Origin of the sequence: Delftia sp. SD018 (genome assembly GCF_017355445.1) — a bacterium.
GTDB classification, from domain to species: Bacteria; Pseudomonadota; Gammaproteobacteria; order Burkholderiales; family Burkholderiaceae_C; genus Comamonas; species Comamonas acidovorans.
Window position 1 is genome coordinate 17568 of record NZ_JADDRN010000034.1, and the last position, 16471, is coordinate 34038.

Genomic DNA, 16471 nt, shown 5'->3' on the forward strand with positions numbered 1-16471 from the left:
CTCCCAAGGACGTTCCGGCCTGCAGCGGACGCCCGCCCATCTCCATGAGCAACACCACCTTCGACTACATCGTCATCGGCGCCGGCACGGCGGGCGCCCTCCTGGCCAACAGGCTTTCGCGCGATGGCCGCAGCCGCGTGCTGCTGATCGAGGCGGGCGCCAAGGACGACTACCACTGGATCCACATCCCCGTGGGCTACCTGTACTGCATCGGCAATCCGCGCACCGACTGGCTCTACCAGACCGAGCCCGACGCAGGGCTCAACGGCCGCAGCCTGCGCTATCCGCGCGGCAAGACGCTGGGCGGCTGCTCCAGCATCAACGGCATGATCTACATGCGCGGCCAGGCCCGCGACTACGACGGCTGGGCCGAGCTGACCGGGGACGACGCCTGGCGCTGGGACCAGGTGCTGCCGGCCTTCCGCCAGCATGAAAGCCATTGGCGGCTTGATGCCGGCGGCAACGCCGATGCAGGCTTTCGTGCCCTGCACGGCGGCACGGGCACAGGCGGCAGCGCTGAATGGCGCGTGGAGCGGCAGCGCCTGCGCTGGGACATCCTGGACGCCTTTGCCGAAGCCGCGCAGCAGGCCGGCATTCCGGCCACCGAGGACTTCAATGGCGGCAGCAACGAGGGAGTGGGCTACTTCGAGGTCAATCAAAAGGGCGGCCTGCGCTGGAACACCGCCAAGGCCTTCCTGCGGCCCACCTGCTATGGCCGCCCCAATTTCGAGCTGTGGACCCATGCCCAGGTCAGCCAGCTGCTGTTTGAACAGCTGCCCGCCGGCGGCCTGCGCTGCAGCGGCGCCCAGGTCTGGACCGGCTCGGAAATGGTCAACGTGCAGGCAAGCCAGGAGGTGCTGCTGTGCGCGGGCGCCGTCAACTCCCCGCAGATCCTGCAGCTGTCGGGCATCGGCCCGGGCGCGCTGCTGCAGAACCACGGCATTGCCGTGCGCCACGACCTGCCCGGCGTGGGCGAGAACCTGCAGGACCATCTGCAGATCCGCTCGGTCTACAAGATCAAGGGCGCGCGCACGCTGAACACCATGGCCAATTCGCTGTGGGGCAAGGCCGGCATCGGCCTGGAATACCTGCTGCGCCGCAGCGGGCCGATGAGCATGGCGCCCTCCCAGCTGGGGGCCTTCACGCGCAGCAGCCCGCAGCAGGCGCACCCCAATATCCAGTACCACGTGCAGCCGCTGTCGCTGGACGCCTTCGGCGAGCCGCTGCACGGTTTTCCGGCCTTCACGGCCAGCGTCTGCAACCTCAATCCCACGAGCCGGGGCACGGTGCGCATCCACAGCGGGGACTTCCGCCAGGCGCCTGCCATCGCGCCGCACTACCTGTCCACACCCGAGGACCGGCAGGTGGCCGCCGACAGCCTGCGCGTGACGCGCCGCATCGTCGGCCAGAGCGCACTGGCGCGCTTCGCCCCCGAGGAATGGAAGCCCGGCGTGCAGTACCAGAGCGACGAGGATCTGGCGCGCCTGGCCGGCGACATCGCCACCACCATCTTCCACCCCGTGGGCACGACGAAGATGGGCCGCGCCGACGACCCCATGGCCGTACTGGACAGCCGCCTGCGCGTGCGCGGCGTACAGGGCCTGCGCGTGATCGATGCAGGCGCCATGCCGCGCATCACCAGCGGCAACACCAACAGCCCGACGCTGATGATGGCGGAGAAGGCCGCCGGCTGGATTCTTGCGGACCGGCAGGGACAGGCAGGGATAACGACAGCGACAACCACAGCGACGGCGGCACCAGCCGACGCAGCGGTGGCGATGGCCGCCTGAGGGGCGGCAAGCCCGGGCGGACCAGGGTTGTTGTGGGCAGAAACGGATCGATGGGGAACGAATGGTCGCCCTGGCGTCAAAGCCGCGGCGCCCGGTGTTCAGGGCCCTTTGCTGGTGCAATCCCGCACTTTTGCGGTAACTGCGGGAAATCCCCGATGCACCACCCAGGTGCGACCATTAAAGTCCACCCACTCTCGCGGCACCACAGTGCTGCACAAGAGGGGCCGAGGAGACAACTCGTACACAACCAGATCAACATTCATAAATAGCATCTCAAGATGCATTTCCCAGAGCGCCGGCAAGTCCGGCGCTTTTTTTATGCCTGCGGCCAGCCTGCTGCGGCACCTGGGCGGTGCGACAATCGCCGCCCTATGGAATGGATCATCGTCTCGCTGGCCTCGATGCTGGCCGGCTTCGTGGACGCCATCGTGGGCGGCGGGGGCCTCATCTTGCTGCCCGCGCTGTTCGCCACCTTCCCCACCGCACCGCCCGCTACGCTGCTGGGCACCAACAAGAGCGCCTCGGTCTGGGGCACGGCCATGTCCACCTGGCAGTACGGCCGCAAGGTGCAGTTGCCCTGGCGCGCGATGATGCCGGCGGCCTGCGTGGGCATGGCGGGCTCTTTTGCGGGCGCCTGGGCCGTCACGCAGATCTCCCCCGATTTCCTGCGCCGGCTGCTGCCGCTGGTGCTGCTGGGCGTGCTGGTCTACACGCTGGCGCGCAAGGACATGGGCCGCCACCACACGCCGCACTATTCGGGCCGCGCCGAGACGCTGATCGCCTGCGCCATCGGCCTGGTGATTGGCTTCTACGACGGTTTCTTCGGCCCCGGCACGGGCAGCTTCTTCGTGTTCCTGTTCGTGCGGCTGATGGGCTATGACTTCCTGAACGCGTCGGCCTCGGCCAAGCTGCTGAACATGGCCACCAACCTGGCTGCGCTGGCGCTGTTCGCGCTCAAGGGCCATATCTGGTGGCACCTGGCCGTGCCCATGGCGGTGGCCAATGTGCTGGGCGCCATGCTGGGCACGCACATGGCCCTGCGCCATGGAACGGGCTTTGTGCGCGGCATTTTCATCGGCGTGGTGAGCCTGCTGATCCTCAAGACCGGCTACGACGCCTTCATCGCCTGAGCACGGGCCAGCGGCGTTCGCAACACCTGCCATCGGCGTTGGCGACGGCAACCTTCTATAATTGCCGACTTTTCGCCTTGAGCTGCGGCGGCTGGTGCATGTCGCACCCCTGCCAGCGGCCGTACCCGACCAGCCGACCAGCCGCAAAAAACCGGCCCCGCCGTCCATGGCCCATGCACTGATGCGTGCCTTGGCGCTTTCTTCATGCTGCGGCGCCGGGGTCAGGTCTTGAGCGACAGCCCAGGAGTTCCATGAAACGCTTTACCGTCATCGCCGCCGCCGCGCTGGCCCTGTGGACCGCCGCCGGCGTTCAGGCCCGCCCCTTCGACGCCATCCAGAAGGAAGGCACGCTTCGCCTGGCCACCGAGGGCTACTACGCGCCCTTCGCCCATTTCGAGGGCAAGCAGCTGACCGGCTTCGAAGTCGAGCTGGCCCAGATGATGGCCGCCAAGATGGGCGTGAAGTACGAGTGGAAGACCATCAGCTTCGACGCCCTGCTCACCGGCCTGCAGCAGGACCGCTGGGATCTGGTGATCTCCTCGCACGGCATCACGCCCGAGCGCGAGAAGGCCGTGACCTTCACCCAGCCCCACTACTGCTCTGGCGCCATCGTGATGTCGCTGGACCCGGCCATCCGCTCGGGCAAGGACCTGACAGGCAAGACGGTGTCGGTGCAGACCGGCACCACCTATATGCAGTACATGGAGAAGAACCTGCCCGGCATCAAGCGCCTGGTCAACTTCCCCACCAACGAGGCGGCCCGCAATGCGCTGCTGTCCAAGCGGGTGGACGCCTGGGTGACCGAACGCTTCATCGCCAAGGAACTGCAGCAAAAGAACCCCAATGCCCAGCTCAAGCAGGGCGAGTTGCTGCTGGTCGAGCGCATTGCCGCCGCCGTGGCCAAGGACAACAAGTCGCTGGCCGATGCCTGGAACAAGGCCTTCAAGGAAGCCCTGGCCGACGGCAGCTACGCCAAGCTGTCGCAGAAATATTTCCACGAAGACATCCGCTGCCCTGACTGAGGCCCCGGGCAGATCTGCCCGACCGGCGCCCACTTGCAGGGCGCCTTTTTGTTTCTAGCCCACCTATGCTTACCGTCCTCTGGCCCGCCCACTGGAGCCGCTCGCAGCGCAGCAACGCCACCCTGGTCACGGCCCTGCTGCTGATGGTGCTCGTGGTTTCGCTGCTGGGGCAGCTGCTGTCCCTGCTGCCCGAGCCCATAGGCTCCAATGCCGACACCTTCGCCGAAGGCGCGCGCACCACGCTGTACCTGACGCTGGTCAGCGGCGCCGCCGGCCTGGTGCTGGGCATCGCCGCCGCGCTGGCGCGCACCTCGCGCACGGCCGCCCTGCGCTGGGCCGCGGGCTTCTACGTCTGGGCGATCCGCGGCACGCCGCTGCTGGTGCAGATCCTGTTCATCTACTTCGCGCTGCCGGTGCTGATCCCGGGCCTGAACCTGCCCGACTTCGCAGCCGCCTGCATTGCACTGGCGCTGAACGTGGGCGCCTACAACGCCGAAGCCGTGCGCGCCGGCCTGCAGGCCGTGCCGCGCGGCCAGGCCGAGGCCGCACGCGCCCTGGGCCTGCCGCGCATCTGCGTCTTCATGGACGTGGTGTTCCCGCAGGCCTTCAAGATCTCGCTGCCGCCGCTGGTGAGCAACTTCGTGGCCCTGCTCAAGGATTCGTCGCTGGCGTACGCCATCGGCGTGGTGGAGCTGACCAATGTGGGCAACCGCATCCAGTCGGCCACCTTCCAGCCCGTGGAGACCCTGGTCACCGTGGGCGTGACCTACCTGGTGCTGACCACGCTGGTGACCCAGGTCACGGCTGCCGTGGAGTACCGCTTCGACGTGGAGGGCCGCCACAAATGAGCGCCGACAAGCTGGCACGGGGCATGCCCTACATCGTGGCCGAGAAGGTCACCAAGTCCTTCGGCAGCCACCAGGTGCTCAAGGGCGTTTCCACGCAGTTCTGCACGGGAGAGGTGACGGTGATCATCGGCGCCTCGGGCTCGGGCAAGTCCACGCTGCTGCGCGCCATCAACCGGCTGGAGCCGCACGACGGCGGGCGCATCACCATCGATGGCGTCGAAGTCACCGACAACGAAGCCACGCTGCAAAAGCAGCGCTGCGAAGTGGGCATGGTGTTCCAGCAGTTCAACCTGTTCGGCCACATGACGGTGCTGGACAACGTGACCCTGGCGCCGCGCCGCATCCACAAGACGCCGCGCGCCCAGGCCAATGCCAAGGCCATGGCCCTGCTGGAGCGCGTGGGCATGCAGGCCCATGCCCACAAGTACCCGTGGCAGCTGTCGGGCGGCCAGCAGCAGCGCGTGGCCATTGCCCGCGCCCTGGCCATGGAGCCGCAGGTGATGCTGTTCGACGAGCCCACCAGCGCGCTGGACCCGGAGATGGTGCAGGAAGTGCTGGACGTGATGCGCGAGCTGGCACGCGGCGGCATGACCATGATCGTGGTCACCCACGAAATGGGCTTCGCCCGCGAGGTCGCCGACCGCGTGATGTTCTTCGACCAGGGCTGCATCGCCCACGAGGCCCCACCGGCCGAGTTCTTCGGCAACCCGGCCAGCGAGCGGATCGCGGCGTTCATCGGGCGCATGGGGCATTGAGGCCTGGGCCTGCGAACGCAGGCTGCTCAAGAAAACAAAGAGCCGGCAATGCCGGCTCTTTTGCTTTCTCAATCCTCCAGCTCGCCAGCAGACGGCGGCGGCAGCGCGGCAGCGCGGTTGGATGCCACGGGCACCGATGCCTCGGGCGGCTCGTAGCGCGGCAGGCCGGGCAGGTTCACGGTTTCTGCGTCCAGCGTGATTTCGGAGACGCGGCGCGGGGCGCCTATGGGCACGCCGGCCTGGCCCTTGCGCATGGCGGCCATGTCCTCCAGGCTGGGGTAGCGGCCCAGCAGCCAGTAGTCGAACACGCGGCGTGCCAGCGGCGCGGCAGCGGCGGCACCGAAGCCGGCGTTCTCCACGATGACGGCGACGGCGATGGTGGGGTTGTCGGCCGGCGCATAGGCGATGTACAGCGAGTGGTCGCGCTGGAACTCGGACAGGCGCGAGGCGTTGTACTTCTCGTTCTGGCGCACGCCCACGGCCTGGGCCGTGCCGGTCTTGCCGGTGGAGGTGTAGGGCGCGTTGCCGAAGATGCCGCGCGAGGTGCCCTCCACCGTCACGGCGGCCACGGCGGCGCGCACGGCTTCCACGTTCTCGGGCTTGTAGCCCATGCTGGTGCCGGGGTCCTTGTTGATGGCCGAGAACTGCTGCGTCACGGCATCGACACGTCCCACGGCCAGGTGGGGCCGGTGCTTGACGCCCTTGGCCGCCAGCGTGGACATGGCGTTGGCCAGCTGCAGGATGGTGAAGTTGTTGTAGCCCTGGCCGATGCCCAGCGAGATGGTCTCGCCCGCGTACCACTTCTTCTGCTCGGGCCGCTTGTAGGTGTTGCGCTTCCACTCGGTGCTGGGCAGCACGCCGCGCGCCTCGCCGCGCACGTCGATGCCGGTGATCTGGCCGAAGCCCAGCGGCTTCATGTAGTCGTGGATCATGTCCACGCCCATGTCGTTGGCCAGCATGTAGTAGTACACGTTGGACGACTTGATGATGGAGCGGCGCAGGTTGGTCGGCCCGTTGGGGTGGCCCGAGCGGAAGGTGTGGCCGCCGAAGGTCCAGCTGCCGTTGTCCATGATGGTGGTGTCGGGGCGGCGCTTGCCCGACTCCAGCGCGGCAATCGCCATGAAGGGCTTGTAGGTGGAGCCCGGCGGATAGGTGCCCCGCAGCGCGCGGTTGAGCAGCGGGCGGTTGATGGATTCGTTGAGCGCGGCCCAGCTTTCCTGGTCGATGCCATCGACGAAGAGATTCAGGTCGAAGGTCGGGCGGCTGACCATGGCCAGCAGTTCGCCGCTGCGCGGATCGATGGCCACCAGGGCGCCACGGCGGTCGCCGTACAGCTCCTCCACCATGCGCTGCAGCTTGATGTCCAGCGACAGCACCAGGCTGTCGCCGGGCGTGGCGGGACGGCTGCCGAGCTTGCGCACGGCATGGCCGCCGGCCGAGGTTTCCATCTCTTCCCAGCCGGTCTGGCCGTGCAGGTCGGTTTCGTAGCTCTGCTCCACGCCCAGCTTGCCGATGACGTCGGTGCCCCGGTAGTTGGCGGCGTCGTCGGAGTCTTCCAGCGCTTCCTTCTCGCGCTGGTTGATGCGGCCTATGTAGCCGATGACATGGCTGGCCGTGTCCTGCATGGGGTAGGTGCGGAACAGCCGCGCCTTGATGTCCACGCCCGGGAAGCGGTAGCGCTGCGCGGCGAAGCGCGCGACCTCGTCATCGGTCAGGCGCGTGCGGATGGGCAGGGAGTCGAAGCTGCGGGAATCATCCACCAGGCGCTTGAACTTGCGCCGGTCGCGTGGCGTGATCTCGACGATCTCGGCCAGGCCGTCGATGGTCTCTTCAAGATTGCCCGCGCGCGAGGGCATGATCTCCAGCGTATAGGCCGAGTAGTTGGTGGCCAGCACCACGCCGTTGCGGTCCAGGATCTGGCCCCGGTTGGGCACGATGGGCACCACGGCCGTGCGATTGCTTTCGGCGCGCTCTGCCAGTTCCTCATGGCGCTGCACCTGCAGCACCAGCAGCCGCGCCACCACCAGCCCGAAGGCCAGCAGCACCACCACGCTCATCACCCATGCGCGCAACCTGAATCGCTGCAGCTCGGCTTCTGTATTGCGGATTTCCATCACGCGTCAAGCCTCACAGGGGACGGTTCTCGTCACTGTCCGGCGGGCGGCGCTGCGGCGCCAGCAGCAGGCCGCTGACCAGGGGCCACAGCAGGGCCTCGATCAAGGGAGCCACCACCACCAGCGGGCCGGGCACGATGCCGCCGGCCACCATGCGCAGCAGCACCTGCAGGCCGTGCACGACGGCGAACAGGGGCAGCAGGTGCAGCGCCTGCACGGGCGTGGAGAACCAGGACAGGCGCCGGCCCATGGCGCCGGCCGCGAACACCAGCAGCGCATAGGCCAGAGCATGCTGGCCCAGCAGGGAGGAGCGGTCCACATCCATGCACAGGCCCAGCAAAAAGGCCACGCCCATGCCCACGCGCTGGGGCTGGTTCAGCGCCCAGAAGGCCAGCAGCACCATCAGCAGGTCGGGCTGCCAGGCCTGGCGACCCAGCGGCAGCATGTTGAGTGCCAGCGCCGCCAGCAGGCTGACGACGATGAACAGGGGGTTGACCGGCAGCAGCAGCTGCTGGCCGCGCGGCATGATCATGCGGGCTCCTTCCTGGCGGAGGCGGGTGCGGCGGGAGCAGCGGGTGCGGCAGGCGTGGCCGGTGCATCTGTCTTGCCGGCCTTGCCGCCGTCCTTGGAGGCTTCCTTGCCCTTGCCGTCCTTGGCCTTGTCTTTTTCCTTGCCCTTGTCTTTTTCCTTGCCCTTGCCGGCGCGCAGGGGTTCTGCGGCGCCTTCGGCCTCGGGGTGGGTGGCGCGGTCCAGCGGCTTGAGCACCACCACGTGGCGCACGCCCTGCACGCGGCCCACGGGCTCGCAGTAGATGCGCGAGAAGGCCGAGTCGGCGCGGCGCTCCACCGAGACCACCTTGGCCACGGGCAGGCCCGGCGGGTACAGGCCATCGACGCCGCTGGTGGTCAGCAGGTCGCCTTCCTGGACATCGGCATTGCTGGGCATGAAGCGCAGCTCGATGCCGCCGGTGCGCAGCGGCGACGGATCGCCATAGGCCACGCTGCGCGCGCCGGTGCGCGGGTTGAAGACGGGAATGGCCTGGTCGCGGTCGATGAGCAGGGTGACCTCGGCACGCAGCGGATACACGCGCGTGACCTGGCCGACCACGCCCTTTTCATCGAGCACGGGCGAGCCCTGGTCGATGCCATCCACCTGGCCGCGGTCGATGACCACGCGGCGCGTATAGAGGTCGGGGCTGTCGTAGACCACCTCGGCAGCGGTGCCGGGCGTGGTGAGGCGATCGCGCAGCTGCAGCAGCTCGCGCAGGTGGTCGTTTTCCTGGATCAGCTCGTCGGCCAGCGATGCACGCTGGGCCATGGCCACCAGTTCCTTGCGCGCGGCCTGTTCGCGGGCCTGGGCATCGTCCAGCGAGCCCAGGTAGCGGCTGGCGTCGTGCACGGCCTGCACCGGCTTGAGCATCACCCATTGCACGGGGTACAGCACGGTGGCCACGGCCACGCGCACGGGATCGGTGATCCTGAAACGCGCGTCGGCCACCATCAGGAACAGCGCCAGGGCGCTGTACAGGGCCAGTTGCGAGACCCGCGAGGGCCGCCGCTTGAACAGCGAGGGCGCCGAGTGGTCCAGGGTATTGGGATTCATGCTGCCCTCCCGCGTGGCAGGGCCTGCCCTGCCGCACTTGCTGCAGCCTGGAAAGCACGGGCCGGTCCCGGTGCGAAGGAAGGCAGGGCAAGCATGCAGGTCACCACGGAAGGGGGAGAAAAGTCGTTGCAGTCAGACGGCTGCGGCCCCGGGCCCGCGACAACGGGCCCCGGCCTGCGCCGCATCAGTCGCTGGTGAAGATGCTGCCCTGGCGGTCCATGGTCTCCAGCGCCATGCCGCAGCCGCGCACCACGCAGGTCAGCGGCTCTTCGGCCACCAGCACGGGCAGGCCGGTTTCTTCGGCCAGCAGGCGGTCCAGGTCACGCAGCAGCGCGCCGCCGCCGGTGAGCATCATGCCGCGCTCGGCAATGTCGGCGCCCAGCTCGGGCGGTGTCTGCTCCAGCGCGTTCTTGACGGCGCTGACGATCTGGTTGAGCGGATCGGTCAGGGCTTCCAGCACCTCGTTGGACGAGATGGTGAAGCTGCGCGGCACGCCTTCGGAGAGGTTGCGGCCCTTGACTTCCATCTCCTTGACTTCGGAGCCGGGGAAGGCCGAGCCGATGTTCTTCTTGATGGACTCGGCCGTGGGCTCGCCGATCAGCATGCCGTAGTTGCGGCGGATGTAGCTGATGATGGCTTCGTCGAACTTGTCGCCGCCCACGCGCACGGAACCCTTGTAGACCATGCCGCCCAGCGAGATCACGCCGACTTCGGTGGTGCCGCCACCGATGTCCACCACCATGGAGCCCGAAGCCTCGGACACCGGCAGGCCGGCGCCGATGCCGGCAGCCATGGGTTCCTCGATCAGGTAGACGGAGGTGGCGCCTGCCGCCTCGGCCGCGTCCTTGATGGCGCGGCGCTCGACCTGGGTGGAGCCGCAGGGCACGCAGATGATGATGCGCGGGCTGGGCGTGAGCACCGAGCGCGGATGCACCATCTTGATGAACTGCTTGATCATCTGCTCCGTGATGACGAAGTCGGCAATCACGCCGTCCTTCATCGGGCGGATGGCCTCGATGTTGCCGGGCACCTTGCCCAGCATGGCCTTGGCCTCGCGGCCCACCGCCTGGATCACCTTCTTGCCGTGCGGCCCGCCTTCGTGGCGGATGGCGACAACGGAGGGTTCGTCCAGAACAATGCCCTTGTCGCGGGCGAAAATCAGGGTGTTGGCTGTGCCAAGATCAATGGCAAGGTCGGTGGAGAAATACCGACGGAAAGCTCCGAACATTACGAGAGTCCTCTCAGGCACGGCATGCTCGTCGGCCTGCCATCGCCGGGATGAAAGTTAGGGAGTCTGGATGGGGTTGGCTTTTCGCACAATGACCGGCTCGGAGAGGGTATTGCGGCAAAGCCGAGATAATACCGTATCCCCTGTGAATAACTTCTACTGCCGGGGCTTGAAATACGGGTTTACATCCCGTTGCCCCCTTCAAAAATCCTATGGCACTGAACGCACAAGACATCGCACGCATCGCGAACCTGGCACGACTTGAGCTCTCCTCCACCGAGAGTGAGCGCATGCTAGGCCAGCTCAATGATTTTTTCGGCATCGTGGAGAAGATGCAGGCTGTGGATACTTCAGGCGTCAGCCCGCTGTCACATCCGGTCGCCGCCATCCAGGACATTGCCCTGCGTCTTCGCGAGGACATTGCCAGCGAGCCCGACCAGCGCGACGCCAACCAGCGCAGCGCACCGGCCGTCGAGCGCGGCCTGTTCCTGGTCCCCAAGGTGATCGAGTAAGCGCCGCGCGCCCTCGTCACTGGCATCCGTCCCCGTTTTCCGCACTCCATACATGACCCAGCAAACCACTGATCTGCACACGCTCGGCGTGTCGGCCCTGTCGGCCCTGCTGCGCGAGCGCAAGCTCGGCGCCGTCGAAGCCGCCCAGCACTTCCTGGCCCGCGCCCAGGCGCACCAGAACCTGGGCGCCTTCGTCAGCATCGACGAAGAGGCCACCCTGGCCCAGGCCCGCGCTGCCGACGCCCTGATTGCCCAGGGCAAGGGCGGCCGCCTGGCTGGCGTGCCCATTGCGCACAAGGACATCTTCGTCACGCGCGACTTCCCGACCACGGCCTCCAGCAAGATGCTGGCCGGCTACCGCTCGCCCTTCGACGCCACCGTGGTGACGCGCCTGGCCGAGGCCGGCGCCGTGACGCTGGGCAAGCTCAACTGCGATGAATTCGCCATGGGCTCGGCCAACGAGAACTCGGCCATCGCGCCCGTGGGCTTCGATGCCCCCGCGCCCGTGCGCAACCCCTGGAACACGGACCGCGTGCCCGGCGGCTCCTCGGGCGGCTCGGCCGTGGCCGTGGCCGCCGGCCTGGCGCCCGCCGTCACCGGCACCGACACGGGCGGCTCCATCCGCCAGCCCGCATCGTTTTGCGGCATCACGGGCATCAAGCCCACCTATGGCCGCGCCAGCCGCTACGGCATGATCGCCTTCGCCTCCAGCCTGGATCAGGCCGGTCCCATGGGCAAGAGCGCCGAGGACTGCGCCCTGCTGCTGTCCGAGATGTGCGGCCCCGACCTGGACCGCGACTCCACCAGCCTGGACGTGCCCGCCGAGGACTTCACGGCCCGCCTGAACGACGGCATCGAAGGCCTGTGCATCGGCATCCCCGCCGAGTTCTTCGGCGAAGGCCTGTCGGCCGACGTGCGCGCCGCCGTGGATGGCGCGCTCAAGGAATACGAGAAGCTGGGCGCCCGCCTGGTGCCCATCTCGCTGCCCCGCACCGAGCTGTCGATTCCCGTGTACTACATCCTGGCCCCGGCCGAGGCATCGTCCAACCTCTCGCGCTTCGATGGCGTGAAGTTCGGCCACCGCGCCAAGAACTACACGGACCTGGTGGACATGTACAAGAAGACCCGCGCAGAAGGCTTCGGCGACGAGGTCAAGCGCCGCATCATGATCGGCGCCTATGTGCTGTCCGAGGGCTACTACGACGCCTACTACCTGCAGGCGCAGAAGATCCGCCGCATGATCGCCGACGACTTCCAGACCGCCTTCCAGCAGTGCGACGTGATCGCCGGCCCCGCCGCGCCCACCGTGGCCTGGCAGCTGGGCGGAAAGAGCGACCCGCTGGCCAACTACCTGGCCGACATCTTCACGCTGCCCGCATCGCTGGCCGGCCTGCCCGGCATGAGCGTGCCCGCAGGCTTTGGCGAGGCCGGCATGCCCGTGGGCCTGCAGCTGATCGGCAACTACTTCAAGGAAGGCCAGTTGCTCAACGCCGCCCACCGCTTCCAGCAGGCCACCGACTTTCACCTTCAAGCTCCGAAGGGCATCTGAGACCCCATGACCGCGAAACTCATCCAGGGCTATGAAGTCGTCATCGGCTTCGAGACCCACGCCCAGCTGGCCACCCAGTCCAAGATCTTCAGCCGCGCCAGCACCGCCTTCGGCGCCGAGCCCAACACCCAGGCCTGCGCCGTGGACATGGCGCTGCCCGGCACGCTGCCGGTGATGAACAAAAAGGCCGTCGAGTGCGCCATCCGGCTCGGCCTGGCGCTGGGCTCGCACATTGCGCCGCGCAGCATCTTCGCGCGCAAGAACTACTTCTACCCCGACCTGCCCAAGGGCTACCAGATCTCGCAGTTCGAGATTCCCGTGGTCCAGGGCGGCGAAGTGTCCTTCTTCCTCGGCGACGAGAAGAAGACCATCCGCCTGGTGCGCGCCCACCTGGAGGAAGACGCCGGCAAGTCGCTGCACGAGGACTTCATCGGCCAGTCGGGCATCGATCTGAACCGCGCCGGCACGCCGCTGCTGGAGATCGTGACCGAGCCCGACATCCGCAGCACGGAAGAAGCCGTGGCCTACGCCAAGACGCTGCACCAGATCGTGACCTGGATCGGCATCTGCGACGGCAACATGCAGGAAGGGAGCTTCCGCTGCGACGCCAACGTCTCCGTGCGCAAGCCCGGCCAGCCGCTGGGCACGCGCCGCGAGATCAAGAACCTCAACAGCTTCAAGAACATGCAGCTGGCCATCGACTACGAGATCCGCTGGCAGATCGAGGAAATCGAGGACGGCCGCCGCATCCAGCAGGCCACCGTGCTGTTCGACCCCGACACGGGCGAGACGCGCTCCATGCGCACCAAGGAAGACGCGGCCGACTACCGCTACTTCCCCGACCCGGACCTGCCGCCGCTGGTGGTCGCGCCCGAGTGGGTGGAACAGGTCAGGGCCGACATGCCCGAACTGCCGCGCGCCATGGCCGCGCGCTTTGTCGAGCAGTACGCCCTGCCCGAGTACGACGCCACCACGCTGACGCAAAGCCAGGCCATGGCCGCCTACTTCGAGGACACGGCCCGGGCCTGCAATGCGCCCAAGCTGGCCAGCAACTGGATCATGGGCGAGATCTCGCGCCGCCTGAACACCGAGGAAATCGGCATGGAGGCCGCCAAGGTCTCCAGCGCCCAGCTGGCCGCGCTGATCCAGCGCATCGGCGACGGCACCATCTCCAACAACGCCGCCAAGCAGGTCTTCGAGGCGCTGTGGAGCGGTGAAGGCAGCGATGTCGATGCCATCATCGAGGCCAAGGGCCTCAAGCAGATGAACGACACGGGCGCCATGGAGAAGATCATCGACGAGGTGATCGCCGCCAATCCGGCCAACGTGGAGCAGTACCGCGCAGGCAAGGACAAGGCCTTCAACGCCCTGGTCGGCCAGGTCATGAAGGCTTCCAAGGGCAAGGCCAACCCGGCGCAGGTCAACGAGCTGCTCAAGGCCAAGCTGGCCTGACCGGCCGCAGCGGGCGCCCCCACGCGCTCCGGGGGGCGCCTGCCTCAATCCACCGAGGCGCCTGATTGCCGCACGGCCTGGCCCCACTGCGTGATCTCCGAGGCCACGAAGGCATCCATCTCGCGGGGCGTGGTGGGCGCAGCCTCCGAGCCACGGTCACTGATGAACTTGCGCATCTCGGGGCTGCGCAGGATGGCCACGGCCTCGCGGTTGAGACGGTCGATCACTTCCTGCGGCGTGCCCTTGGGCGCCATCAGGCCCAGCCAGCCCACGGCCTCGAAGCCCCGGAACTCGGGCAGGCCCGATTCGGCAATGGCCGGCACCTCGGGCAGCTGGCTGGAGCGGGCGCTGGACGTCACTCCCAACGGCACGGCCTTGCCCGCCTGGATATTGGGCAAGGCGGCCGTCACCGAATCCACCATCAGCGGCACCTGGCCGCCCACGAAATCCGCCTGCGCGGGGCCGCTGCCCTTGTAGGGGATGTGCTCTATCTGTATCTTGGCGCGCGCCTTGACCATCTCGGCGCTCAGGTGCTGGGTGCCGCCGATGCCGGCGCTGGCGTAGTTCCAGCGGCCCGGCTCGGCACGCGCCTTGTCCACCAGATCTTTCATGGATTGGATGCCAGCACCCGGGTGCGCCAGGAACACCAGCGGCACCTTGGCGATCAGCGTGATGCCCACCAGGTCGGTGCGCGGGTCGAAATTCACCTTCTTGTACAGCGTCTGGTTCACGGCCATGGCACTGCCGGCCACGAGCAGCGTGTAGCCGTCGGCCGGGCTGCGCACCACCTGCTCGCTGCCGATGTTGCTGCCGGCCCCGGCCTTGTTCTCCACCACCAGCGGCTGGCCCAGCTTCTGGGCGAGCTTTTCAGCCAGCGCGCGCGCAAAGATGTCCGTGGCCTGCCCGGGCGGGAAGGGAACGACCAGGCGGATGGGCTTGTCGGGATAGGCGGCGCTGGCCGGCATGGCCAAGGCGGCGGCCGCGCAGGCTGCGGCGGCCAGAATGATCTGCTTCATGGTGTCGTTGTCTCCTGCGGGCCAGTTTAGCGGCGGCATGCCCGCTGCACCCGCACGCCGCTGTCCCGCAGCCAACAGCGCACCAGGCCATCTGCCGGAACAATCGACGCACACCACAGGAGACTTCATGACCGCCAGCACCGACCGCCTGCACATCCCCGGCCTGCCCTGGGCCGACTCCCCTGAAACCGTGGGCCTGGGCAGCGCACGCCTGGCACGCCTGTCGGCCCGGCTGCAGCGCGGCGTGGACACCGGCGAGATCCCGGGCGCCGTGGCCCTGGTGGCGCGGCGCGGCAAGCTGGCCTACCTGGAGAGCTTCGGCCTGCTGGACCCCGAGGCCGGCACGGCCATGCGGCCCGATGCCATCTTCCGCATCGCCTCCATGAGCAAGCCCATCACCTCGCTGGCCATCATGATGCTGGCCGAGCAGGGTCGGCTGTCCATCATCGAGCCCGTGGAGCAGTACCTGCCCGAGCTGGCCGCGCTGCGCGTGGGCCTGGAGCGCGCGCCGCTGGCGCGGCCCATCACGCTGCAGGACCTGCTGCGCCACACCTCCGGCATTCCCTATGGATTCGCCGGCACCGAGCACCCCATCAAGAAGATGTACCTGGATGCGGGCCTGTTCAGCGGCAAGTTCACCAATGCGCAGTTCATCACCAAACTCGCGCAGCTGCCGCTGGTGGCCCAGCCCGGCGAGACCTGGGAATACGGCATGTCTACCGACGTGCTGGGCCGCGTGGTCGAGGTGGTCAGCGGCCAGACGCTGGCCGCCTTCGTGCGCGAGCACATCACCGGGCCGCTGGGCATGGCCGACACGGGCTTTCATGCGCCCGACAGCGAGATCGCACGGGCCGCCCGGCCCCAGCCCGAAGGGCCGCAGAAACAGATGCCGCCCATCCCCCCGGTCACGCGCGCCATGATGTTCGAGTCGGGCGGCGGGGGCATGGTCTCGACCATGGCCGACTATGCGCGGCTGTGCCTGTTCTGGTGCAACGGCGGCACGCTGGACGGCGTGCGCCTGGTCTCTCGCAAGACCGTGGAGCTGATGACCACCAACCACCTGCCCGCCAGCGTGCGCATGGGGCCGGACATGGCGTATTTCGGCGCCCAGCTGCCCTCGCCCGAGGTGGGCCAGGGCTTCGGCCTGGGCTTTGCGGTGCGCACGGCGCCCGGCCTCAACCCGCTGCCGGGCAGCGTGGGCGACTTTTCATGGAGCGGCATCTACGGCACCTTCTTCTGGGTGGATCCGAAGGAGGATTTGTTCGCCATCCTCATGATGCAGTCCATGGCCCAGCGCATTCCCTACCGCTGGGTTATGCGCGAGGGCGTGTACCAGTCCGTGGTGGACTGAATCTTCCAGATTTGCACCAAGGCAGTGCAAAGCCCATGCTGCCAGCAAGAGCGGCGTCCCTTCCTAAAATGACGCGCTTTTGCAGCCCTCCCCCGGGGCCGC

14 protein-coding genes are annotated in these 16471 nt (G+C 67.7%); 9 read left to right on the forward strand and 5 right to left on the reverse strand.

From position 1 onward, the window contains the following. Nucleotides 1-44 precede the first annotated feature (44 nt). The 5 genes from INR38_RS25075 (at nt 45) to INR38_RS25095 (ending at nt 5545) form a co-directional block, all read left to right on the forward strand. A complete protein-coding gene (locus INR38_RS25075) occupies nt 45-1790 on the forward strand; it encodes a GMC family oxidoreductase N-terminal domain-containing protein (protein ID WP_207444069.1) in 1746 nt (581 codons plus the stop codon). A 371-nt stretch (nt 1791-2161) separates the two neighbouring features. Next, nucleotides 2162-2920, forward strand: a complete 759-nt coding sequence (locus tag INR38_RS25080) for a TSUP family transporter (RefSeq protein ID WP_013800226.1) — start codon at nt 2162-2164, stop codon at nt 2918-2920. A gap of 251 nt (nt 2921-3171) precedes the next feature. Further along, a complete protein-coding gene (locus tag INR38_RS25085) occupies nt 3172-3942 on the forward strand; it encodes an ABC transporter substrate-binding protein (protein ID WP_202759960.1) in 771 nt (256 codons plus the stop codon). Nucleotides 3943-4007: 65 nt separating this feature from the next. Next, entirely contained in the window at nt 4008-4790 is a 783-nt protein-coding gene (locus INR38_RS25090; RefSeq protein WP_012202298.1) for an amino acid ABC transporter permease, read from the forward strand. Then, the gene (locus INR38_RS25095; protein WP_012202297.1) at nt 4787-5545 is read left to right on the forward strand and encodes an amino acid ABC transporter ATP-binding protein; all 759 of its coding nucleotides are present in this window, start codon (nt 4787-4789) and stop codon (nt 5543-5545) included. The genes INR38_RS25090 and INR38_RS25095 overlap by 4 nt, the downstream gene beginning before the upstream one ends. Nucleotides 5546-5613: 68 nt before the next feature. Here the strand turns inward: INR38_RS25095 and mrdA are convergent, their stop codons facing one another. The 4 genes from mrdA to INR38_RS25115 form a co-directional block, all read right to left on the reverse strand. Then, the gene (mrdA, locus tag INR38_RS25100; protein WP_043821858.1) at nt 5614-7659 is read right to left on the reverse strand and encodes a penicillin-binding protein 2; all 2046 of its coding nucleotides are present in this window, start codon (nt 7657-7659) and stop codon (nt 5614-5616) included. 13 nt (nt 7660-7672) lie between these two features. After that, on the reverse strand, nt 7673-8191 hold the full coding sequence (gene mreD, locus INR38_RS25105) for a rod shape-determining protein MreD (protein ID WP_013800223.1): 519 nt from the start codon (nt 8189-8191) through the stop codon (nt 7673-7675). Beyond that, on the reverse strand, nt 8188-9261 hold the full coding sequence (gene mreC / locus INR38_RS25110; protein ID WP_043821860.1) for a rod shape-determining protein MreC: 1074 nt from the start codon (nt 9259-9261) through the stop codon (nt 8188-8190). The genes mreD and mreC overlap by 4 nt, the downstream gene beginning before the upstream one ends. Nucleotides 9262-9445: 184 nt before the next feature. Continuing rightward, a complete protein-coding gene (locus INR38_RS25115; protein ID WP_012202293.1) occupies nt 9446-10489 on the reverse strand; it encodes a rod shape-determining protein in 1044 nt (347 codons plus the stop codon). 212 nt (nt 10490-10701) lie between these two features. Here INR38_RS25115 and gatC point away from each other — a divergent pair, with 212 nt between their 5' ends. The 3 genes from gatC to gatB are packed head-to-tail and all read left to right on the forward strand — an operon-like array spanning nt 10702 to nt 14002. Next, entirely contained in the window at nt 10702-11001 is a 300-nt protein-coding gene (gene gatC / locus INR38_RS25120; protein ID WP_012202292.1) for an Asp-tRNA(Asn)/Glu-tRNA(Gln) amidotransferase subunit GatC, read from the forward strand. A gap of 52 nt (nt 11002-11053) precedes the next feature. After that, entirely contained in the window at nt 11054-12550 is a 1497-nt protein-coding gene (gatA, locus tag INR38_RS25125; protein WP_207444067.1) for an Asp-tRNA(Asn)/Glu-tRNA(Gln) amidotransferase subunit GatA, read from the forward strand. 6 nt (nt 12551-12556) lie between these two features. Continuing rightward, entirely contained in the window at nt 12557-14002 is a 1446-nt protein-coding gene (gene gatB, locus INR38_RS25130) for an Asp-tRNA(Asn)/Glu-tRNA(Gln) amidotransferase subunit GatB (RefSeq protein ID WP_012202290.1), read from the forward strand. Between the two features lie 44 nt (nt 14003-14046). Here the strand turns inward: gatB and INR38_RS25135 are convergent, their stop codons facing one another. Next, on the reverse strand, nt 14047-15018 hold the full coding sequence (locus tag INR38_RS25135) for a tripartite tricarboxylate transporter substrate binding protein (protein WP_063327707.1): 972 nt from the start codon (nt 15016-15018) through the stop codon (nt 14047-14049). A gap of 127 nt (nt 15019-15145) precedes the next feature. Here INR38_RS25135 and INR38_RS25140 point away from each other — a divergent pair, with 127 nt between their 5' ends. Beyond that, nucleotides 15146-16369 carry a serine hydrolase domain-containing protein gene (locus INR38_RS25140; RefSeq protein ID WP_207444065.1) on the forward strand — a complete coding sequence of 408 codons (1224 nt, stop codon included), beginning with the start codon at nt 15146-15148 and terminating at the stop codon, nt 16367-16369. The last annotated feature ends 102 nt before the right edge of the window (nt 16370-16471 follow it).

Excerpts from the sequence above, each read along its gene's own strand:
- INR38_RS25075 (WP_207444069.1), top strand. The coding sequence starts at position 45 with ATGAGCAACACCACCTTCGACTACATCGTCATCGGCGCCGGCACGGCG.
- INR38_RS25080 (WP_013800226.1), top strand. The coding sequence starts at position 2,162 with ATGGAATGGATCATCGTCTCGCTGGCCTCGATGCTGGCCGGCTTCGTG.
- INR38_RS25085 (WP_202759960.1), top strand. The coding sequence starts at position 3,172 with ATGAAACGCTTTACCGTCATCGCCGCCGCCGCGCTGGCCCTGTGGACC.
- INR38_RS25090 (WP_012202298.1), top strand. The coding sequence starts at position 4,008 with ATGCTTACCGTCCTCTGGCCCGCCCACTGGAGCCGCTCGCAGCGCAGC.
- INR38_RS25095 (WP_012202297.1), top strand. The coding sequence starts at position 4,787 with ATGAGCGCCGACAAGCTGGCACGGGGCATGCCCTACATCGTGGCCGAG.
- mrdA (WP_043821858.1), bottom strand. The coding sequence starts at position 7,659 with ATGGAAATCCGCAATACAGAAGCCGAGCTGCAGCGATTCAGGTTGCGC.
- mreD (WP_013800223.1), bottom strand. The coding sequence starts at position 8,191 with ATGATCATGCCGCGCGGCCAGCAGCTGCTGCTGCCGGTCAACCCCCTG.
- mreC (WP_043821860.1), bottom strand. The coding sequence starts at position 9,261 with ATGAATCCCAATACCCTGGACCACTCGGCGCCCTCGCTGTTCAAGCGG.
- INR38_RS25115 (WP_012202293.1), bottom strand. The coding sequence starts at position 10,489 with ATGTTCGGAGCTTTCCGTCGGTATTTCTCCACCGACCTTGCCATTGAT.
- gatC (WP_012202292.1), top strand. The coding sequence starts at position 10,702 with ATGGCACTGAACGCACAAGACATCGCACGCATCGCGAACCTGGCACGA.
- gatA (WP_207444067.1), top strand. The coding sequence starts at position 11,054 with ATGACCCAGCAAACCACTGATCTGCACACGCTCGGCGTGTCGGCCCTG.
- gatB (WP_012202290.1), top strand. The coding sequence starts at position 12,557 with ATGACCGCGAAACTCATCCAGGGCTATGAAGTCGTCATCGGCTTCGAG.
- INR38_RS25135 (WP_063327707.1), bottom strand. The coding sequence starts at position 15,018 with ATGAAGCAGATCATTCTGGCCGCCGCAGCCTGCGCGGCCGCCGCCTTG.
- INR38_RS25140 (WP_207444065.1), top strand. The coding sequence starts at position 15,146 with ATGACCGCCAGCACCGACCGCCTGCACATCCCCGGCCTGCCCTGGGCC.